Annotated in this window: 16 protein-coding genes; 13 read left to right on the top strand and 3 right to left on the bottom strand. The window is 72.1% G+C overall.

Features of this window, described 5'->3' with window-relative positions; translation table 11 throughout:
• Window positions 1–200 precede the first annotated feature (200 nt).
• Window positions 201–914, top strand: coding sequence for a class III extradiol dioxygenase subunit B-like domain-containing protein (locus ABZ564_RS22460; RefSeq protein WP_360859235.1), 714 nt, complete (start codon window positions 201–203; stop codon window positions 912–914).
• Between the two features lie 69 nt (window positions 915–983).
• Here the strand turns inward: ABZ564_RS22460 and ABZ564_RS22455 are convergent, their stop codons facing one another.
• Window positions 984–1,223, bottom strand: a complete 240-nt coding sequence (locus ABZ564_RS22455) for an antitoxin (protein ID WP_360859232.1) — start codon at window positions 1,221–1,223, stop codon at window positions 984–986.
• A gap of 145 nt (window positions 1,224–1,368) precedes the next feature.
• On the opposite strand from ABZ564_RS22455, the gene miaA reads away from it, so the two are divergent.
• The 6 genes from miaA (at window position 1,369) to hflX (ending at window position 9,405) form a co-directional block, all read left to right on the top strand.
• Complete coding sequence (miaA, locus tag ABZ564_RS22450; protein ID WP_360859230.1) at window positions 1,369–2,307, top strand: tRNA (adenosine(37)-N6)-dimethylallyltransferase MiaA; 939 nt, start codon at window positions 1,369–1,371, stop codon at window positions 2,305–2,307.
• A 104-nt stretch (window positions 2,308–2,411) separates the two neighbouring features.
• On the top strand, window positions 2,412–2,924 hold the full coding sequence (locus tag ABZ564_RS22445; RefSeq protein WP_360859308.1) for a hypothetical protein: 513 nt from the start codon (window positions 2,412–2,414) through the stop codon (window positions 2,922–2,924).
• An 85-nt stretch (window positions 2,925–3,009) separates the two neighbouring features.
• Window positions 3,010–3,882 (top strand): diaminopimelate epimerase, encoded by an 873-nt coding sequence (dapF, locus tag ABZ564_RS22440; protein WP_360859227.1) that lies wholly within the window; start codon window positions 3,010–3,012, stop codon window positions 3,880–3,882.
• Window positions 3,883–4,022: 140 nt separating this feature from the next.
• The gene (locus tag ABZ564_RS22435; protein ID WP_360859224.1) at window positions 4,023–6,137 is read left to right on the top strand and encodes an HD domain-containing protein; all 2,115 of its coding nucleotides are present in this window, start codon (window positions 4,023–4,025) and stop codon (window positions 6,135–6,137) included.
• Window positions 6,138–6,275: 138 nt separating this feature from the next.
• A complete protein-coding gene (locus tag ABZ564_RS22430; protein ID WP_360859221.1) occupies window positions 6,276–7,727 on the top strand; it encodes a M1 family metallopeptidase in 1,452 nt (483 codons plus the stop codon).
• 157 nt (window positions 7,728–7,884) lie between these two features.
• Window positions 7,885–9,405: a GTPase HflX gene (hflX, locus tag ABZ564_RS22425; protein WP_360859218.1), complete on the top strand. Its 1,521-nt coding sequence runs from the start codon at window positions 7,885–7,887 to the stop codon at window positions 9,403–9,405.
• Between the two features lie 272 nt (window positions 9,406–9,677).
• On the opposite strand, the gene ABZ564_RS22420 is transcribed toward hflX, so the two are convergent.
• A complete protein-coding gene (locus ABZ564_RS22420) occupies window positions 9,678–10,910 on the bottom strand; it encodes a hypothetical protein (RefSeq protein ID WP_360859216.1) in 1,233 nt (410 codons plus the stop codon).
• A gap of 327 nt (window positions 10,911–11,237) precedes the next feature.
• Between ABZ564_RS22420 and ABZ564_RS22415 the strand changes: the two genes are divergently transcribed.
• The 5 genes from ABZ564_RS22415 to ABZ564_RS22395 are packed head-to-tail and all read left to right on the top strand — an operon-like array spanning window position 11,238 to window position 19,158.
• Entirely contained in the window at window positions 11,238–12,617 is a 1,380-nt protein-coding gene (locus ABZ564_RS22415) for a diaminobutyrate--2-oxoglutarate transaminase family protein (RefSeq protein WP_360859214.1), read from the top strand.
• Window positions 12,618–12,645: 28 nt separating this feature from the next.
• A complete protein-coding gene (locus ABZ564_RS22410) occupies window positions 12,646–14,547 on the top strand; it encodes an IucA/IucC family protein (RefSeq protein ID WP_360859211.1) in 1,902 nt (633 codons plus the stop codon).
• Between the two features lie 58 nt (window positions 14,548–14,605).
• Complete coding sequence (locus tag ABZ564_RS22405) at window positions 14,606–15,196, top strand: GNAT family N-acetyltransferase (RefSeq protein WP_360859208.1); 591 nt, start codon at window positions 14,606–14,608, stop codon at window positions 15,194–15,196.
• A gap of 60 nt (window positions 15,197–15,256) precedes the next feature.
• The gene (locus ABZ564_RS22400) at window positions 15,257–17,137 is read left to right on the top strand and encodes an IucA/IucC family siderophore biosynthesis protein (protein WP_360859205.1); all 1,881 of its coding nucleotides are present in this window, start codon (window positions 15,257–15,259) and stop codon (window positions 17,135–17,137) included.
• Between the two features lie 50 nt (window positions 17,138–17,187).
• Window positions 17,188–19,158, top strand: coding sequence for an ATP-dependent DNA helicase (locus ABZ564_RS22395; protein WP_360859202.1), 1,971 nt, complete (start codon window positions 17,188–17,190; stop codon window positions 19,156–19,158).
• A gap of 112 nt (window positions 19,159–19,270) precedes the next feature.
• On the opposite strand, the gene lexA is transcribed toward ABZ564_RS22395, so the two are convergent.
• The gene (gene lexA, locus ABZ564_RS22390; RefSeq protein ID WP_360859198.1) at window positions 19,271–20,065 is read right to left on the bottom strand and encodes a transcriptional repressor LexA; all 795 of its coding nucleotides are present in this window, start codon (window positions 20,063–20,065) and stop codon (window positions 19,271–19,273) included.
• Window positions 20,066–20,569: 504 nt separating this feature from the next.
• On the opposite strand from lexA, the gene nrdR reads away from it, so the two are divergent.
• Window positions 20,570–21,082: a transcriptional regulator NrdR gene (nrdR, locus tag ABZ564_RS22385; protein ID WP_360859195.1), complete on the top strand. Its 513-nt coding sequence runs from the start codon at window positions 20,570–20,572 to the stop codon at window positions 21,080–21,082.
• Window positions 21,083–21,141: the final 59 nt, after the last annotated feature.

Below are 21,141 nucleotides of genomic sequence, written 5' to 3'. Positions count from 1 at the left end.
CACCTGCGGCGGGTCGCGGCCGGACGCGTAGGCACGCGGGCCGCCGGCGGGCGCCGGGTCGCGTACGCGGGCGGGCCGCGCGGAGTCGTTGTGTACGGGGCGGGCCGCGCGGAGTCGTTGTGTACGCGGGCGGGCCGCGCCGGAGCCGATCGCGGACGGTCGCGCACGCGGGCGGGAGGGTCCGCAGTACGCTGCCGATCATGCTTGTCGCCGCTGCAGTCTGCCCCTGCCCCCCTCTGCTCGTTCCCGACGTGGCCGCCGGTGCAGCGCCCGAACTGGATGCCGCCAGGACGGCGTGCACCGATGCCCTGGGTGTCCTCGCGGCCTCCCGGCCCGACCTGCTCGTGGTGATCGGCCCGGCCGAGGCGCCCGGGCGCGGCACCCACCCCGAAGGGGCCGTCGGCGACTTCCGGGAGTTCGGCGTCGATCTGGAGGTTCGGCTCGGCCAGGACCGGGGAACGCGGGCCGGCCTCCCGCTCCCGCCCTCGCTCGCGGTGGGCGCCTGGCTGCTGGCCCGTACGGGCTGGGCGGACGCCCCCGTCGAGGGCTTGGGCGTGGGCGAACCGTGGGAGACCGCTCGCTGCACGGAGACCGGGCGGGAGCTGGCGCGCCGGGCGGACCGGGTCGCGCTGCTGGTGATGGGCGACGGCAGCGCCTGCCGCACCGTGAAGGCCCCGGGCTACCTGGACGAGCGTGCCGCGGCGTTCGACGCGGCGGCTGCGCGCGCCCTGGGCGCAGCCGACCCGGAGGCGCTGACCGGGCTCGACGAGGCGCTCGCGTACGAACTCAATGCCGCGGGGCGTGCCCCCTGGCAGGTGCTGGCGGGGGCGGCCGGGGGGGCCGGACTGGCGGGCCGGCTGCTGTACGAGGACGCGCCCTACGGGGTGGGTTACCTGGTCGCCACCTGGTCCTGACCGAGGACCGGGCGGACGCCTCGGGACCCCGGAGCGGCATCGCGCCGGGGTCCCGTGCGTCTCCGGCTGTCAGGCAGCGGGGGGCGGCGTCGTGCCGCCGTCCTTGTGCGCCAGCTTGTCCACCGCGTCCTTGGCTTTCTGCCGACCGGTCACGATCTTGTCGCTGTATTTGCCCTTGGTCTTCTCGTCCACCGTCCGGGCGGCCTTCTCGAGCCCTTGGTCGATCTTGTCGCCGTGCTGCTGCGCGAGGTCGCTGACCTTCTCCTTCGCCGGGGCCAGCTTCGCCTTCACACTGTCCATGAAGCCCATCGGGCACCTTCTCCGCTCGGAAACTGTGAGAAATAACCCATATGTACAACTACTGTACGGGGAAGACCGCACTGTCGCGTCACCTTCCCCGTCCGGGCTTCCCTCATTCGGGATGCCGGCCGCCGGTTTGGGGGAGACTGGGCCGGTGACAAGCACAGTTCCCGCACCTCGGGTCATCACCGTCGTCGGCCCCACCGCAGCAGGAAAGTCCGACCTGGGGGTGTACCTAGCCCAGCAGCTCGACGGCGAGGTGATCAACGCCGACTCCATGCAGCTCTACCGGGGGATGGACATCGGCACCGCCAAGCTGACGCTCGCCGAGCGCGCGGCCGTCCCGCACCTGCTGCTGGACATCTGGGACGTCACCGAGACCGCCAGCGTCGCCGAGTACCAGCGCCGCGCCCGCGCCGAGATCGACCGGCTGCTCGCCGAGGGCCGCACCCCGATCCTGGTCGGCGGCTCCGGGCTGTACGTGAAGGGCGCGATCGACGCCCTGGAGTTCCCCGGCACGGACCCCGGAGTCCGGGCCGCGCTGGAGGCGGAGCTGGAGGAGCACGGCTCCGGGGCACTGCATGCGCGGCTCGCCGCCGCCGACCCGGAGGCCGGCCGCGCGATCCTGCCGAGCAACGGCCGGCGCATCGTCCGGGCCCTGGAGGTCATCGAGATCACCGGCAAGCCCTTCACCGCCAACCTCCCCGGCGACGACGCGGTCTACGACGCGGTGCAGATCGGCGTCGACGTGGACCGTCCCGAACTCGACGAGCGCATCACCCTGCGCGTCGACCGGATGTGGGAGGCGGGACTCGTGGACGAGGTGCGTGCCCTGGAGGCGCAGGGGCTGCGCGAGGGGCGCACCGCCTCCCGCGCGCTCGGCTACCAGCAGGTGCTCTCCGCGCTCGCCGGCGAGTGCACCGAGGACCAGGCGCGCGCCGAGACCGTGCGCGCCACCAAACGCTTCGCGCGCCGCCAGGACTCCTGGTTCCGCCGCGACCCGCGCGTCCGGTGGCTGAGCGGTGCCGTGGAGCACCGGGGGGAACTGCCGGGCCAGGCGCTGGCGTTGGTCGAACGGGCGGTTACAGCCTGATCACGTGATGGCATCGGGACGCTCCGCCCGTCATTTCGGTGAGCCCCGCCGTGCCATCATCGAGCATCGATCGACTGGAGTCCGAGTTGGGAGGGCGCGTGGCGATGGAGGCCGGCCCTCGCGACACGGAACATGACGTACCGGAACATGACGTACCGGGACACGACGTACCGGGACACGACGTACCGGGACACGACGTACCAGGACACGGCGCACCGGAAACCGGGCGCGAGGCGGGAAGTCTCAGCCCGGACGGGCCCGACGAACTCGACGTGACCCCCGAGGTCGAGGTCGAGCTGCGTCCCGCCCGCCGGCTGCGCATCTGGCAGCTCGCGCCGATCGTCACGCTCGCCGCGGTGGGTTCGCTGATGTTCGCCTTCCCCCTCGCCTTCGAGTTCGGCGACGGCGGCGCGGTCGTGGCCATGCTGGGCCTGCTGATCAGCTGCTGCGCCGCGGGCTGGTCCATGATGGCCGCCCGCCGCGTCGGCCACACCTGGCCCGGACTGCCGTCCAGGGGCTCGTCCCAGCGCCCCGACTGGCGCGTGGTCGCGCTCTACGCCGTGGTCTGCGCCGTGCTCGTCGCGCTCGCCGTCTGGCGCGTGGCGCGACTGCGCTGACGCGGCGGGGTTTCCGCGGCCGGACGACCGTCGGCGCGGCGGGCCGGTTTCATCGCCTGCCGGCGCCGCCTCGTACAGTTGTCCCGTGACCACCTCGCAGCTCGCCTTCCTCAAGGGCCACGGTACCGAGAACGACTTCGTGATCGTTCCGGACCCGGACAACGCCGTCGACCTGCCCGCCTCCGTCGTCGCCCGGCTCTGCGACCGCCGCGCGGGTATCGGCGGCGACGGCCTGCTGCACGTCGTGCGCTCCGCCGCGCACCCCGAGGCGAAGGCCATGGCGCAGGACGCCGAGTGGTTCATGGACTACCGCAACTCCGACGGCTCCGTCGCCGAGATGTGCGGCAACGGGGTGCGGGTCTTCGCGCGCTACCTCCAGCGCGCCGGCCTCGTCGAGGAGGGTGACCTCGCGGTCGCCACCCGGGGGGGCGTGAAGAAGGTCCACCTGGCCAAGAACGGCGACGTCACCGTCTCCATGGGACGTGCCCTGCTTCCCGTCGCCGGGGTCACCGTCACCGTCGGCGGCCGCGCCTGGGAAGCCCGCAACGTCAACATGGGCAACCCGCACGCGGTCGCGTTCGTCGAGGACCTGGCCCACGCCGGTGATCTGTTCACCGAGCCGTCCTTCGCCCCGGCCGCCGTCTACCCCGAGGGCGTCAACATCGAGTTCGTCGTGGACCGCGGCCCCCGCCACGTCGCCATGAGGGTCCACGAGCGAGGCTCCGGCGAGACCCGCTCCTGCGGCACCGGAGCCTGCGCGGTGGCCGTCGCGGCGGCCCGCCGCGACCAGGCCGACCCGGCGAGGACCGGCGAGCCGGTCACGTACACCGTCGACCTGCCGGGCGGCAGCCTCGTCATCACCGAGCGCCCCGACGGCGAGATCGAGATGACCGGACCGGCCGTCATCGTGGCCGAGGGCAAGATCGATCCGGCATGGCTCGAAACGCTGAACGGGTAACGCTTCGCTCGAATGGGTGATCCGTTTCACGCTGAGCGAGAGCGTGACTCCGCCACGTGGTGGGCTCGGTAGCATCAAGCACCGGCCCGGAGGCGCGCCGCACCTCCCCACCGCCGGTCGACGTCGCCGGAGGTGCCCCCATGAGTGCAGAGGCCACCAACCCAGGTGCTCCCATCCGCAGGCGGGGCCGTCCCAGGATCGACCTCCGCAGGCTCGGCAGGGCCGCACTGTTCGGCCCGGTCTCCCGTGACCGGCTGTCCGACGCCATCGCACACGTCGTCGAGGCACACCGGGCCCACCACCCGGACGCCGACGCAGCCGTCCTGCACCGCGCCTACCGGCTCGCCGAGACCTCGCACCGGGGCCAGATGCGCAAGAGCGGCGAGCCCTACATCACCCATCCGCTCGCCGTCACCCTCATCCTCGCCGAACTGGGCGCCGAGACGACCACGCTGACCGCGTCCCTGCTCCACGACACGGTCGAGGACACCGAGGTGACCCTCGACCAGGTGCGGGAACAGTTCGGCGAAGAGGTCTGCTACCTCGTCGACGGCGTCACCAAACTCGAGAAGGTCGACTACGGGGCCGCCGCCGAACCCGAGACCTTCCGGAAGATGCTGGTCGCCACCGGGGACGACGTCCGCGTCATGTCGATCAAGCTCGCCGACCGGCTGCACAACATGCGCACCCTCGGAGTGATGCGCCCCGAGAAACAGGCCAGGATCGCCAAGGTCACCCGCGATGTGCTGATCCCGCTCGCGGAACGGCTCGGTGTCCAGGCGCTCAAGACCGAGCTGGAGGACCTGGTCTTCGCCATCCTCCACCCCGAGGAGTACGCCCGCACCAGCGCGTTGATCGCCGCGGCGGCGGACGGGCCCGACCCCCTCGGCGCCATGGCGGGGAACGTGGCCGCGGTCCTGCGGGAGGCGGGCATCTCCGCGGAGGTCATGGTCAGGCCCCGGCACACCGTCTCCGTCCACCGCGTCCGGATCAAACGCGGCGAACTGCGCGGCAGCGACTTCGGGCGGGTCCTGGTGCTCGTCGGTGAGGACGCCGACTGCTATGCCGTCCTCGGCGAGCTGCACACCTGCTTCACACCGGTGATCTCCGAGTTCAAGGACTTCATCGCCGCCCCCAAGTTCAACCTGTACCAGTCGCTGCACACCGCGGTGGTGGGCCCGGACGCCGAGGTCGCCGAGGTCCTCATCCGCACCCACCGGATGCACAAGGTCGCCGAGGCCGGCGTCGTCGCCCTCGGCAATCCGTACGCCTCCGAGGGCACCCCCCAGACCGCCGAGCCGTCCGACGGCGAACGCGCCGACCCCACCCGCCCCGGCTGGCTCTCCCGCCTCCTCCAGTGGCAGCAGTCCGCGCCCGACCCCGACACCTTCTGGACCACCCTGCGCGCCGACCTCGCCCAGGACCGCGAGATCACCGTCTTCCGCACCGACGGCGGCACGCTCGGCCTCCCCGCCGGCGCCAGCTGTGTCGACGCGGCCTACGCCCAGCACGGAGACGCGGCCCACGCCTGTATCGGAGCGCGGGTGAACGGCCGGCTTGCCACGCTCAGCACCGTGCTGAAGGACGGCGACACCGTGCAGCCGCTGCTGGCCGAGGACGCCGCGTCCGGCCCCTCGCCGGACTGGCTCGACCACGCGCGCACGCCCGCCGCCCGCATCGCCATCACCGGCTGGCTCGACACCCACCCGCAAGCGGCGGAGGCCGGGCAGCCGGGCGTGGCGGCGGACCACGATCCGCAACCGGTCCCGTCCGCCGTGCCCGAGACCGCCAGGGCCCGTACCGCGACCGCCATGGCCGAACGGCCGGACACCGCGGTACGGCTCGCCGGCTGCTGCACGCCCGTCCCCCCCGACGAGGTCACCGGCTTCCCCGTGCGCGGCGGCGCCGCCGTCACCGTGCACCGCCTGGAGTGTCCGGCGGTGGCCCGCATGGAGGCCGCCGGCCGGGCGCCGGTCGCGGTGAGCTGGGGCGAGGAGCAGGCGTGCCGGGTGACGCTGGTCGCGGAATCGTTCGGCCGGCCCCGGCTGCTCGCCGACCTCACCGAGGCGATCGCCGGGGCGGACGCGGCGGTCATCTCCGCCACCGTGGAGCCCCCGAGCCAACAGCGCGTACGGCACACCTACACGCTGCGGCTGCCGGACGCGGCCGGTCTGCCCGCGCTGATGCGCGCCATGCGCGAGGTGCCCGGCGTCTACGACGTGAGCCGCGCCCAGCACCCGGCCGAGGCGCTCTGAGGGCGCCCACGACGAGCCGCGGCCGGGCACCGTGCCGGGCCGCTGTGGCGAGGCCCGGAGCCGTAAGCCGCGTTCTCGTTCGGGTGGCGCGGCGCGCGCCGCGCCCGTCCGGCGGGACGACGCTGATAGCCGTAGTCCATGCCGTTCCTCTCCCGCCGCTCGCGGGCCGCCCTGCTGGCCGCCGCGTCGGCCGCGCTCGTCGCCGCCACCCTGCCCGCCGCCCCGGTGCCCCTCGGCATCGGAGACCCGCTCTTCCCGCACCTCGGCAACCCCGGGTACGACGTACTCGCCTACGACATCGGCCTCACCTACAAGGGCCGCAACGACGAGCCGCTGGACGCCGTCACCACCATCGAGGCACGGACGACCGAGCCGCTGGACCGGATCAACCTCGACTTCACCCGTGGCACCGTCCGCTCCGTAGCCGTCAACGGGCTGGGCGCCGGCTTCGAGACCCGGGGCGAGGACCTCATCGTCAGGCCGACGGGCCCCATCCCGGCCGGAATCCCTCTGCGCATCACCGTCCGCCACACGAGCGACCCCACCGGTCAGCGGGACAGCGGCGGCTGGGTGCGCACCGCCGACGGGCTCGCCATGGCCAACCAGGCCGACGCCGGACACCGGGTCTTCCCGAGCAACGACCACCCCGCCGACAAGGCGTACTTCACCTTCCGCGTCACCGCGCCGAACGACCTGACCGTGGTGGCCAACGGCCTGCCCACCGGCCGCACCAGGCACGGCGACAGCACCACCTGGACCTACCGCACCGAACACCCCATGGCCACCGAACTGGCCCAGGTCAGCATCGGCGGCTCGGCCGTGGTGCGGCGGACCGGGCCGCACGGACTGCCGCTGCGCGACGTCGTACCGGCGGCCGACCGGGACCGCCTGGAACCCTGGCTGAAGAAGACCCCCGGCCAGCTGGAGTGGATGGAGCGGCAGGTCGGCCGGTACCCGTTCGAGAACTACGGGGTCCTCGTCGCCGACACCGAGACCGGGTTCGAGCTGGAGACCCAGACCCTCTCCCTCTTCGAGAAGCGCCTGTTCACCGACTCGCGCTTCCCCGAGTGGTACGTCGAGTCGGTCATGGTCCACGAACTGGCCCACCAGTGGTTCGGCGACAGCGTCTCCCCGCGGACCTGGTCCGACCTCTGGCTGAACGAGGGGCACGCCACCTGGTACGAGGCGCGGTACACCGAGGACCACAGCGGCGCACCACTGGAGGCACGCATGCGGAACGCCTACACCCGGTCGGACACCTGGCGCGTGGCCGGAGGACCGCCTGCCCGGCCCGCGGCCCCGGAGGCCGGCGAGAAGATCAGCCTGTTCAGGCCGGTCGTCTACGACGGCAGCGCCCTCGTCCTGTACGCGCTGCGCCAGGAGATCGGGCGCGACGCCTTCGACCGGCTGGAACGGCTCTGGGTGCGCAAGCACCGCGACTCCAACGCCGCCACGGCCGACTTCGTCCGGCTCGCCTCGCAGGTGTCCGGACGCGACCTGACCGCGTTCTTCGACGGCTGGCTGTACGGGGCGAAGACGCCGCCCATGCCGGGACACCCCGACTGGCACAGCACCGCGCCGGCCGGGTGAGGCGGGCTCTCGTAAACCCGGGTGACGCCCCGCACGGACCGTGCCACTATCGACGGGTCGCCACGGCGGCCGGAGCGGGGGATTTCCGGGACGGGAATCATCCGGACAGGTCACGCGTTGCGACTGATGCAAGCACTTCTATCGACGTAAGGATCCAATGACCTCCTCTTCTTCCCTTCCCCAGGACGCGCGCGACGCGCAGAGTGCCACGGAGAACGCGACCGAGAGCCTCACCGAGGGCCGGCGGGCCGACGCCCTGATGGAAGAGGACGTCGCCTGGAGCTTCGAGATCGACGGAGAGCGGGACGGCGACCAGCTGGACCGTTCGGAGCGTGCCGCGCTGCGACGCGTGGCCGGTCTCTCCACCGAGCTCGAGGACGTCACCGAGGTCGAGTACCGGCAGCTGCGCCTGGAGCGTGTGGTGCTCGTCGGTGTCTGGACCTCGGGCACCGTGCAGGACGCGGAGAATTCGCTCGCCGAGCTGGCGGCGCTCGCCGAGACGGCGGGAGCCCAGGTGCTCGACGCCGTCTTCCAGCGCCGTGACAAGCCCGACCCGGCCACGTACATCGGTTCCGGCAAGGCGCTCGAACTGCGTGACGTCGTCGTCGAGACCGGGGCCGACACCGTCGTCTGCGACGGTGAGCTCAGCCCCGGCCAGCTGATCCACCTCGAAGACGTCGTCAAGGTCAAGGTGGTCGACCGGACCGCCCTGATCCTCGACATCTTCGCCCAGCACGCCAAGTCCCGCGAGGGCAAGGCGCAGGTCTCCCTGGCGCAGATGCAGTACATGCTGCCCAGGCTGCGTGGCTGGGGACAGTCGCTGTCCCGTCAGATGGGCGGTGGCGGCACCAGCGGCGGCGGGGGCATGGCGACCCGCGGTCCCGGTGAGACCAAGATCGAGACCGACCGGCGCCGGATCCGCGAGAAGATGGCGAAGATGCGCCGGGAGATCGCGGAGATGAAGACCGGCCGTGACCTCAAGCGCCAGGAGCGCCGACGCCACAAGGTGCCGTCGGTCGCCATCGCCGGCTACACCAACGCGGGCAAGTCCTCGCTGCTCAACCGCCTCACCGGGGCGGGCGTGCTCGTGGAGAACGCCCTGTTCGCCACCCTCGACCCGACCGTGCGCCGGGCCGAGACGCCGAGCGGCCGGGTCTACACGCTCGCCGACACCGTCGGGTTCGTACGGCATCTGCCGCACCACCTGGTCGAGGCGTTCCGCTCCACCATGGAGGAGGTCGGCGAGTCCGATCTCATCCTGCACGTGGTGGACGGTGCGCACCCGGTGCCGGAGGAGCAGCTCGCCGCGGTGCGCCAGGTGATCCGCGAGGTCGGGGCGACGGACGTGCCCGAGATCGTCGTGGTCAACAAGGCGGACGCGGCGGACCCGCTGGTCCTCCAGCGCCTTCTGCGCAACGAGAAGCACGCCATCGCGGTCTCCGCGCGCACCGGTGCGGGGATCGACGAGCTGCTCGCGCTGATCGACAGCGAGCTGCCCCGTCCGTCGGTCTCGATCGAGGCGCTCGTGCCGTACACCCAGGGCGGACTCGTCTCCCGGGTGCACGCCGAGGGCGAGGTGGTCTCCGAGGAGCACACGTCGGAGGGCACGCTGATCAAGGCGCGGGTGAACGAGGAGCTGGCCTCGGAGCTGGCCGAGTTCGTCCCCGCCGTGCACTGAACCCCACCGCACCGGAACAACCGGAGGCCCGTTCCCCGCGAGGGAACGGGCCTCCGGCCGTCGTGCCGAGGCCCCCTGCCGGGCGCCCTGCTTTTCGCTTGTGCCTGACCAGGCTTTTCGCTCGTGCCTGATCAGACCGCCGGGCGGAGCCACCGGGTTGCCCACGCGCTCATCGCGCTGAGCTGAGCGCCAGGGGCCCCCGAAGCGGACCGCGCCGCTCCGAAGGCCCCTGACCGCTGCTCGTCCGCGCCCTTGCGGGCGCGGACCCGTTGTCACTTGTCCGCGTACTTCTTGCTGACCTCGTCGTAGACGCCCTTGGCCTCCTCGCCGAGGCGCGGTCCGGCGAGCCACCCCGCCCTCACCGGGCCGATGGAGGTGTTCGAGACCAGCGCGGGCTTGCCGTCCTGGCCGGTGGCGACCCAGCCGCCGCCGGAGGAACCACCGGTCATCGAGCAGCCGATGCGGTACATCGTCGGGTCGCCCTGGGCGAGCGAGAGGCGACCCGGCTTGTCCTGGCACTGGAACATCTTCTGGCCGTCGTACGGGGCCGCCGCCGGGAAGCCGGTGGCCGTCATGCCGGAGATCTTGGGCACGGCCGGGGCGTTGAACTCAACCGGCAGGGCCGAACCGACCGTCTCCTCCAGGGACTTGCCGCCGGCGCCCTCCTCGGGCGTCACGTGCAGCACGGCGAAGTCGTACGGGGCGCCCAGGCCGCCGACCGACGCGCCCTCGGCGATCCACTGCTGCGAGGTCTGCGCCCAGGTGCCCCACCAGATGCCGTAGGGGGCGACCTTCTCCTTGGGCGGGTTGTTGCGCAGCTCGGCCGTCGACAGACCGCTGTTGTTGTACGAGGGGACGAAGGCGATGTTGCGGTACCAGCCACCCTTCTTGCCCGCGTGCACACAGTGGCCGGCCGTCCACACCATGTTGGACTTGCCGGGGTGCGCCGGGTCCTTCACCACGGTCGCCGAGCAGACCATCGAGCCCTCGGGACCGTCGAAGAACAGCTTGCCCGACTCCGCGGCGTTGTCGTGGTACGGCGTCTTCACGCCCACGGCCCGGACCGGGGCGGGCGTCGGGTCCGTCACGCCCTCGTCGCCCGAGATGTCGTTGTCGACTGGGTTCTCGGGCGTCTTGTCGGCGTCCTGCATGCGGTCCGGGTCCCAGAGGCCCGCGATGATCGGATTGATGTAGTCCTTGGCCTCACGCAGCCACTTGTCCTTGTCCCAGTTCTTCCACTCGCCGTTCTTCCACTTGTCGATGTCGATCCCGTGTTCCTTGAGCCGGTCCTTCAGATCGTCCGGGACGGAGATCTTGCCGTCCGACGTCGCACCTGCGGAGCTGTTGCTGCTCGGCGCGGTGCTCGCGTCGTCCTCGGTCGGCCCGCAGGCGGTGGCCGTGAGTGCGAGGACGGCGGCGAACGCGGCGGTGGCGAGCACGGGGGAGGAGGCGCGACGCGCACTTCCCCGGCGGCGTGCGGTGATTCCTGGTCGAACAAGACGCATCTGCTGATCCCCCTGGGACTTCGTAACTCAACGCTTCTGTACTGCACTTGTGCGCGGCGCACCGAGTGGTGCCCCGAACGGGCAGGGTGCGCCGCGGCCTTCGGGGGGTGCCCGAGCCCGGCGCGGCCCCCCACTATGCCGGTGCCGCCGACGGCGGCGTGCGGCAGGGTTGCGCTCCGCAAGGATCTTCGGATTTACCCGTGATCCTTTGCCCCCTCGGTCGTTGGTACGTGCGGGGGCACGGAGACAGCGTTCACCCTCGCAGGCCGTCCTTGCGAAATCGTACTGACGTGCAACGCAACTGTTACAGCGGGAGGATCAAGAGCCGTGGCCGTGACCGAACCAGCTCCGGCGCCACCCCTCGCCGCCCACGAGGGCATTCTGCGCCGCCAGGCGCTGCGTGAATCGGCCGCCCGCACCTACGCCAGGTCGCTGCCGATCGTGCCGGTGCGGGCCCGGGGGCTGACCATCGAGGGCGCGGACGGGCGACGCTATCTCGACTGCCTTTCCGGGGCGGGGACGTTGGCGCTCGGCCACAACCACCCGGTCGTCCTGGAGGCGATCAAGAAGGTCATCGACTCGGGTGCCCCGCTGCATGTGCTGGACCTCGCGACCCCGGTCAAGGACGCCTTCACCTCGGAGCTGTTCGCCACCCTGCCGCGGCAGTTCGCCGACGACGCCCGCATCCAGTTCTGCGGACCCGCCGGGACGGACGCGGTCGAGGCGGCGTTCAAACTCGTCCGCGCCGCCACCGGTCGCAGCGGCCTGCTGGCCTTCACCGGCGCCTACCACGGCATGACGGCGGGCGCCCTCGCCGCTTCCGGCGGTGCCGAGGACGTACGGGTGACCAGGCTGCCCTTCCCGCAGGACTACCGCTGCCCCTTCGGTATCGGCGGCGAAGCCGGTGCGCGGACCGCGGCCCGCTGGACCGAGAGCCTGCTGGACGACCCCAAGAGCGGGACGCCCGCACCCGCCGGAATGATCCTCGAGCCGGTCCAGGGCGAGGGCGGGGTCAACCCCGCGCCAGACGGCTGGATGCGCCGGATGCGGGAGATCACCGAGACCCGGTCCATCCCGCTGATCGCCGACGAGGTCCAGACCGGCGTCGGCCGGACCGGTGCCTTCTGGGCCGTGGAGCACAGCGGGATCGTGCCCGATGTGATGGTGCTGTCCAAGGCCATCGGCGGCTCCCTCCCGCTCGCCGTGATCGTCTACCGCTCCGAGCTCGACACCTGGCAGCCCGGTGCCCACGCCGGCACCTTCCGCGGCAACCAGCTCGCCATGGCCGCCGGCACGGCCACCCTCGCGTACGTCAGGGAGAACGGCCTCGCCGAACGGGCCGGGGTCCTCGGCGACCGCATGCTGACGAGCCTCAGATCGCTCGCCGCCGACCACCCGTGCATCGGCGACGTCCGGGGGAGGGGCCTGATGATCGGCGTGGAGGTCGTCGACCCCGAAGCCCGACCGCTGGGCACGGGCACCGAGCCGCCGCCCGACCCGCTCCTCGCCGTCGCCGTCCAGCAGGAGTGCCTGAGCCGGGGGCTCATCGTCGAACTCGGCGGCCGCCACTCCACCGTCGTACGCCTGCTCCCGCCCCTCACGCTCACCGACGAACAGGCGACAGCGGTCGTCGACCGCCTCGCCGACGCCCTGGCAGCCGCGGAGCGCTCACCGCACCGCCGCCTGCCGACCGGATCGATCCGCTGACCCCGGACACCATTACAGGAAGACCGCCGTGAACCCCACCCCCGCGCCCGAGGGCGACGGCCCTCCCCCCCACCACCTCCCCGAGGCCGCCCCCGGACAAGTCGCCGTCGAGGCGACGACCGTGCCGCGCCAGAAGGAGACGCCGCACGAGCTGTGGCACGCGTCGAGGTCCGCTTCCCCGGCCCCGGGGGCCGTGCACCCGGCCGCTTCCGCCGACCCCCTCGACCATCCCGACCCGCTCCGCGCCGCCGACGCGGCGGGCACCGAGAACCTGCTGCGCTGCTGGGTCCGCGAGCGCGACCTGCTCCGGCCGGCGGGGGAGACCCTGCGCATCCCGCTCCCCGCGAGCGGCACCGCGCTCCTCGTTCCCGTCCTCCACTGGTCCGCCACGGGCTGGCACCGCTTCGGGCCGCCCGCCCTGGAACAGGCGCCCGTCACCGCACCCACCGCCGACGCCGTCACCGTGGCCGCCCTGCTCGGCCGGGAGGCCGACCATGACGACGGTGCCGACATGGCCGGCCGGGTCGCCGACTCCGTACGGCGTACCGCCGCATTCATCGCGGAGCGGCGCCGCAGGCCCCACGCCCCCGACGAGGCGGATCTCTTCCTCACCGCGGAACAGTCGCTCCTGCTCGGACACCCGCTGCATCCCTCACCGAAGAGCAGGGAAGGGCTCACCGACGCCGAATCACGGCTTTACTCACCCGAGTTGCACGGCTCCTTCCCGCTCCACTGGATGGCCGCCGACCGCTCCGTACTGGCGACCGACTCCGCGTGGACCGACCAGGGCCGTCCCGTCCCGGCCGCCGACCTCGTCGCCCGGCACGCCCCGGGCCTGCTCTTCCCCGAACACACCGCGCTCATTCCCCTCCACCCCTGGCAGGCCCGCGAGCTGCGGAGCAGGCCCGAGGTCGCCGCCCTGCTCGGCTCCGGCCTCCTGCACGACCTCGGTCCGTACGGCGCCTCCTGGCACCCCACTTCGTCGGTGCGCACCGTGCACAGGCCGGGCGCCGACCTGATGCTGAAGCTCTCCCTCGGCATCCGTATCACCAACTCCCGCCGGGAGAACCTCCGCAAGGAGCTCCACCGGGGCGTGGAGGTCCACCGGCTGCTCCGCACCGGCCTCGCCCGCGAGTGGCACGCGGCGCACCCCGGCTTCGACATCGTGCGCGACCCCGCCTGGCTCGCCGTCGACAACCCGGACGGCACGCCCGTGCACGGCCTGGACGTCATGCTGCGGCACAACCCCTTCGAACGGTACGACGACGCGGTCTGCATCGCCGGACTTACCGCCCCGCGCCCCTGGCCGGGCCGGACGAGCCTGCACTCCCGTCTCGCCGACATCGTCCACCGCCTCGCCGCGGCCACCGGGCGGACCACGACCGCGGTCGCCGCCGAGTGGTTCCTGCGCTACCTGGAACGCGTCGTGCACCCCGTGCTCTGGCTCGACGCCCACGCCGGTGTCGCGCTCGAAGCCCACCAGCAGAACACCCTGGTCCTGCTCGACGCCGACGGCTGGCCCGTCGGTGGGCGTTACCGTGACAACCAGGGCTACTACTTCCGCGAATCCCACCGCGCAGCGCTCGACCACAGGCTCCCCGGCATCGGAACGGTCAGCGACACCTTCGTCTCCGACGCCGTCACCGACGAACGCTTCGCCTACTACCTCGGCATCAACAACGTATTCGGACTGATCGGCGCGTTCGGCGCCCAGCTCCTCGCCGACGAGCAGATGCTCCTCGACGCGTTCCGGCGCTTCCTGAAGTCGGCGAGCGAACTGGGCTCGCCGTTCCCCGCCCACCTGCTCGAAAACCCGCGCCTGCGTTGCAAGGCCAACATGCTGACCCGTCTGCACGGACTCGACGAACTCGTCGGCCCCGTGGACACCCAGTCCGTCTACGTCACCATCACCAACCCCCTTCACGGCTGAGGGCCGGGGGCCGACTGCCGAGAGCCGACCGCCGAAAGCCGAGAGAGGAGCGCCACCCGTGTCTCCCCCCGACGCGCACGCCGGTTCCGTCCCCCAAGCGGACTGGGCCCCCGTCGCCACACCGGCCGGGGTGTTCCAGCTCGTCCCCGTCCGCCCGGAGCGCGATCTCGCGACGATCAGCCGCTGGATGAACGACCCCGTCGTCGCCGCCTTCTGGGAGCTGGCCGGCGACGAGACCGTCACGGCCCGGCACCTCACCCCCCAGCTCGACGGCGACAGCCACAGCACCCCGTGCATCGGGGTGCTGTCGGGCACGCCCATGAGCTACTGGGAGCTCTACCGCGCCGATCTCGACCCGCTCGCCCGCCACTACCCGGCTCGGCCGTACGACATGGGCGTCCACCTCCTCATCGGCGAGGGACGCCATCGGGGCCGCGGTACCGGCACGACGCTGCTGCGAGCCGTCTCCGACCTCATGCTCGCCCACGTCCCCCTCTGCACCCGGGTCGTGGCCGAGCCCGACCTCCGCAACCTCCCCTCCGTCTCCGCGTTCCTGGGCGCCGGATTCCGCTTCTCCGCCGAGATCGAACTCCCGGAGAAGCGGGCCGCCCTGATGGTCCGCGACCGACCCCACCGCACCCGGCCATGAACGCTTCCCCCATCCGTCCGCACCGCTCGAACCCCATCGGTTCCCTCCCGAGGAGTCCCCGTGCCGAAATATCCTGCGCACCACGACGCAACGGAGCCGCCCGCACTGCTCAGCACCCCCGAACTGAACCGGGCCGCCTGGGACCGGGCCGCCTCCCGGATGCTCGCGAAGATGCTCGGTGAATTCGCCTACGAGGAAGTCATCGAGCCGACTCCGCGAACCGCCGGCGGCAGCACCTACACACTCCCGCTGGACGACGGCGGCAGCCTGACCTTCACCGCCCGGCGCGGCGTGTACGGGAGCTGGCGGGTGGATCCCGAATCGATCCGGGCGGCGGACTGTGCGGCCACGGAGAACGCCGAAGCGGCCGCCACGGCGAACACCGACGCCCCCGCCGGGGACAGCGCCCCGTTCCGCGATCCGCTGCTGTTCCTGACCCGGGCCCGCCGCCTCCTCGGTCTCGACGGCGCCACGCTCGGCCACCTCGTCCGCGAGCTGACCACCACGCTCACCGCGGACGCCCGTCTCGACCACACCGCGCTCACCGCCGACGAACTGGCCGGCCTCGGCTACGCGGAACTGGAGGGCCATCAGACCGGCCACCCCTGGATCGTCGCCAACAAGGGCCGCCTGGGCTTCTCCGCCACCGACGCCTCCCGCTACGCCCCCGAGGCCCGTGAGCCGGTCCGGCTGCCGTGGCTCGCCGTCTCCCACCGGATCGCCGCGTACCGGGGCGTGCCCGCCCTGGCCGCCCCGGACCAGCTCTACACCCAGGAGCTCGACCCGGGCGTCCGCGCTTCCTTCGCCGACGTCCTGCGCGGTCGCGGCCTCGACCCGGACGGCTACCACTTCCTGCCCGTCCACCCCTGGCAGTGGGACGAGTGGATCGTGCCGCTGTTCGCTCCTGCCATCGCCGCCGGCGACATCGTGCCCCTGCCCGCCGATCCGGACGTACGGCTGCCGCAGCAGTCCATCCGTACCTTCGCCAACATCGCGCGGCCCGACCGGCACACGGTCAAGCTCCCGCTGTCGATCCTCAACACCCTGGTCTGGCGCGGACTGCCGACCGAGCGCACCGTCGCCGCGCCCGCCGTCACCGGCTGGGTGCAGGGGCTGCGCGACAACGACCCGTTCCTGCGCGACACCTGCGGTGTGATCCTGCTCGGCGAGGTCGCCTCGGTCACCGTCGAGCACCCGCTGTACGACCACCTCCCCGAGGCGCCGTACCAGTTCAAGGAGATCCTCGGGGCGATCTGGCGCGAGCCGCTGCTGCCGCGCCTGGCCCCGGGGGAGCGCGCCCGTACGCTCGCCTCCCTGCTGCACACCGACCCGCGGGGGCGCGCCTTCACCGCCGAGCTGGTCGCCCGCTCCGGACTGGAGCCCACCGTCTGGCTGACCCGGCTCTTCGGCGCCCTGCTGCCGCCGCTGCTGCACTTCCTCTACCGCTACGGCACCGTCTTCTCCCCGCACGGCGAGAACGCGATCGTGGTCTTCGACGAGCAGGACGTGCCCGTGCGGCTCGCGATCAAGGACTTCGTGGACGATGTCAACGTCAGCGCGCAGCCGCTCCCCGAGCACGACACCATGCCGGAAGAGGTGCGCCGCGTCCTGCTGACCGAGGAGCCGGCCTTCCTCACCCAGTTCATCCATTCCGGCCTCTTCACCGGCGTCTTCCGCTTCCTCTCCCCGCTCTGCGAGGAACAGCTGGGCGTCCCTGAGGGCGAATTCTGGTCACTCGTCCGGACGGAGATCCTGCGCCACCACGCCCGGTTCCCCGAGCTGAAGGAGCGGTTCGAGATGTTCGACATGCTGGCCCCGCGCATCGCGCGCCTCTGTCTCAACCGCAACCGGCTGCACCTGGACGGCTACCGCGACCGGCCCGTACGCCCGCACGCGGCGGTCCACGGGAGCGTGGCCAACCCGCTCCATCTCTCCGCGTGAGGCCGGGAGTGACCGCCGATGTCAGTGGCGCCCCGTAGGCTGGCCGGGCTATGACGAAGCCATCTCTCCCCGAGCTCCTGCACGCCGCCGTGACCGCCGTCGGCGGTACGGAGAGGCCCGGCCAGGCCGCCATGGCCGAGGCCGTCGCCGAGGCCGTAGACGACCAATCCCACCTGCTCGTCCAGGCCGGCACGGGGACGGGCAAGTCGCTCGGCTACCTGGTGCCGGCCCTGGCACACGGCGAGCGCGTCGTCGTGGCCACCGCGACGCTGGCCCTTCAGCGCCAGCTCGTGGAGCGCGACCTGCCGCGCACGGTGGACGCGCTGCATCCGCTGCTGCGCCGCCGCCCCCAGTTCGCGATGCTCAAGGGCCGGTCGAACTACCTCTGCCTGCACCGGCTCCACGAGGGCGTGCCGCAGGACGAGGAGGAGGGGCTGTTCGACCAGTTCGAGGCGGCTGCTCCGTCCAGCAAGCTCGGTCAGGACCTTCTGCGCATGCGGGACTGGGCCGACGAGACCGAGACGGGCGACCGGGACGACCTCACCCCCGGCGTCTCGGACCGGGCCTGGGCACAGATCTCGGTCTCCTCGCGGGAGTGCCTGGGCGCGAGCAAATGCGCGTACGGCGCGGAGTGCTTCGCGGAGCAGGCCCGTGAGCGGGCCAAGCTGGCCGATGTGGTGGTCACCAACCACGCGCTCCTGGCGATCGACGCCATCGAGGGTGCCCCGGTGCTCCCGCAGCACGAGGTGCTGATCGTCGACGAGGCCCACGAGCTGGTCTCCCGGGTCACCGGTGTGGCCACCGGCGAGCTCACCCCCGCCCAGGTCAACCGCGCGGTGCGCCGCGCCGCGAAGCTGGTCAACGAGAAGGCGGCCGACGCGCTGCAGACCGCGTCCGAGGGCTTCGAGCGGGTGATGGAGCTGGCGCTCCCCGGCCGCCTGGAGGAGGTGCCGGAGGACCTGGGGTACGCGTTGATGGCCCTGCGGGATGCCGCGCGCACGGTGATCTCCGCGATCGGCTCCACCCGGGACAAGTCCGTTCAGGACGAGGACGTGGTCCGCAAGCAGGCGCTGGCCTCGGTCGAGTCGGTGCACGCCGTCGCGGAGCGCATCACGCAGGGGTCCGAGTACGACGTCGTCTGGTACGAGCGCCACGACCGGTTCGGCGCCTCGGTCCGTGTCGCCCCGCTCTCCGTCTCCGGGCTGCTGCGCGAGAAGCTGTTCTCCGAGCGCTCCGTCGTCCTGACCTCGGCCACGCTCAAACTCGGCGGTGACTTCAACGGCGTGGGCGCCTCCCTGGGGCTCGCCCCGGAGGGCAGCGCGGGCGACGACGTCCCGCAGTGGAAGGGCCTGGACGTCGGCTCACCGTTCGACTACCCGAAGCAGGGCATCCTGTACGTCGCCCGGCATCTGGCGACCCCCGGCCGGGAGGGCTCCCGCACGGACATGCTGGACGAGCTGTCCGAGCTGGTCGAGGCGGCCGGCGGGCGTACGCTGGGGCTGTTCTCGTCCATGCGGGCGGCCAAGGCGGCGGCCGAGGAGCTGCGCGGCCGGCTGGACAAGCCGATCCTGCTGCAGGGCGAGGAGACCCTGGGCGAGCTGATCAAGAACTTCGCCGCGGACCCGGAGACCTGTCTCTTCGGCACGCTGTCGCTCTGGCAGGGCGTCGACGTCCCAGGGCCGAGTTGTCAGCTGGTGGTCATGGACCGCATTCCGTTCCCCCGGCCCGACGACCCGCTGATGAGCGCGCGCCAGAAGGCGGTCGAGGAGGCCGGAGGCAACGGCTTCATGGCGGTGGCGGCCACCCATGCCGCTCTGCTGATGGCTCAGGGCGCCGGCCGTCTCGTACGGGCCACGGGGGACAAGGGTGTCGTCGCCGTGCTCGACCCGCGCCTGGCCAACGCCCGGTACGGCAGCTATCTGCGGGCCTCGCTCCCCGGTTTCTGGTACACCACCGACCGTAATCAGGTACGCCGCTCGCTCGCCGCGATCGACGCGGCGGCCAAGGCCGACGGACGGTAGCCCCCTCGGGGAGGTACACCCTCCCGGAAGGGCGTACACGGAGAGGGGCCAGGGGACCGACTCGAAGTCGGCCCCCTGGCCCCTACCTGCCAGAGAGCGTGGAGCGCGGGTCTCAGACCCGGCGCAGCACCGCGACGACCTTGCCGAGGATCGTCGCCTCGTCGCCGGGGATCGGCTGGTACGCGGCGTTGTGAGGGAGCAGCCAGACGTGGCCGTCCTCGCGCTTGAAGCGCTTCACGGTGGCCTCGCCGTCCAGCATGGCGGCCACGATGTCGCCGTTCTCCGCGACGGGCTGGCGTCGCACGGTGACCCAGTCGCCGTCACAGATCGCCGCCTCGATCATCGAATCGCCGACGACCTTCAGCACGAAGAGCTCGCCGTCGCCGACAAGCTGGCGGGGAAGCGGGAAGACGTCCTCGACGGACTCCTCGGCGAGGATCGGCCCGCCGGCGGCGATCCGGCCCACCAGCGGCACGTACGAGGCGGCGGGCTTGCCCGTGGTGTCCGTCGGCTGCATGCTCGGCTGGTCGGAGCCGCGCACCTCGTATGCCCGGGGGCGGTGCGGGTCGCGGCGCAGGAAGCCCTTGCGCTCCAGAGCCATCAGCTGATGGGCGACGGAGGAGGTGCTGGAGAGGCCCACTGCCTGACCGATCTCCCGCATCGACGGCGGATAGCCGCGCCGCTGCACGGAATCCCGGATGACTTCGATCACCCGCCGCTGCCGGTCCGTGAGCCCCGAGCTGTCCGCCCGGATCCCGGGAGGTCGTCCGGGGAGCGAGCGCGCTGGGCGCCCGGGCTCCGGCCCCTCCGTGTTCGTGACTGAGTCATTCATGGCATGCACCGGCTCGAGTCGGCTCTGGGAGCGGTCCTGGGCAGTGATGATGGCACTGTCTGCGGTGGTGGTCACGTCGGCGGCCCCTCTCGAATGGTCTCCCTGGCTGGCACAACGGTAGTAGCTTTCGAAAGGTTGCGCCAAACACACGTTCGAGTGAAAAACGAATAAAAGACTGCCGAGGCTTCACTGCGGGGTGTATGAGGCTGTGTACGGTGCGCGACGCCGCGAGCTGCGCCGCCCCTCGGGCGAGCCTCGGCGGGTGGCTTCCGTTGCCGCCTCCGGGGACTCGCGGGGTGCGCGCGAGGTGGCCGCCCGGTCGTCCGCCGCCCGGACGCTTCCCGTACCCTCTTGGTCGGCCGTACGCTGCCTTCCGGCCGCCCTCCGGTGCGACACGCGCTAGGGCCCAATGCGCGGCCGAACCCAAGATCTAGTGGTTGGATTGCTTCGGCCGCCCAGAAGTTGTGGTTCCCCCGTCCATCGGGGGTGCGGTCATCGCCTATGCTTGAGACCGCTTCGAGGGCCCCGAACGGGCCCGAAGAGGCTATTCAGTCGTGCTGTGAAGGAGGGTTGGGAGCCATGCACTGCCCCTTCTGCAGGCACCCCGACAGCCGGGTCGTCGACAGTCGCACCACCGACGACGGGACCTCGATCCGCCGGCGCCGCCAGTGCCCCGACTGCTCCCGCCGCTTCACCACGGTGGAGACCTGTTCGCTCATGGTGGTCAAGCGCAGCGGAGTGACCGAGCCCTTCAGTCGCACCAAGGTCATCTCGGGTGTGCGCAAGGCGTGCCAGGGGCGGCCCGTCACCGAGGACGCCCTCGCCAAGCTCGGCCAGCGGGTCGAGGAGGCGGTGCGCGCGACTGGGAGCGCCGAGCTGACCACGCACGACGTGGGCCTGGCCATCCTCGGCCCGCTGCAGGAACTCGACCTCGTCGCCTACCTGCGGTTCGCGTCCGTGTACCGGGCGTTCGACAGCCTCGAAGACTTCGAGGCCGCCATCACGGAACTCCGTGAGCGGCGGCCCCCCGTGGAAGGAAGCGGGAGCGGCGAGACCCTGACGGTCCCCGTTCCCGCCGTCGCTGCCGACTGAGCGGCAGCCGCCGGCCGCGCCGATCCGGGGATCGGGCGCGGGCCGGCACCTGGACCTTG

This window comes from Streptomyces sp. NPDC019224 (assembly GCF_040632605.1).
GTDB lineage: Bacteria > Actinomycetota > Actinomycetes > Streptomycetales > Streptomycetaceae > Streptomyces.
This window is presented reverse-complemented; position numbering and strand designations above follow the sequence as displayed.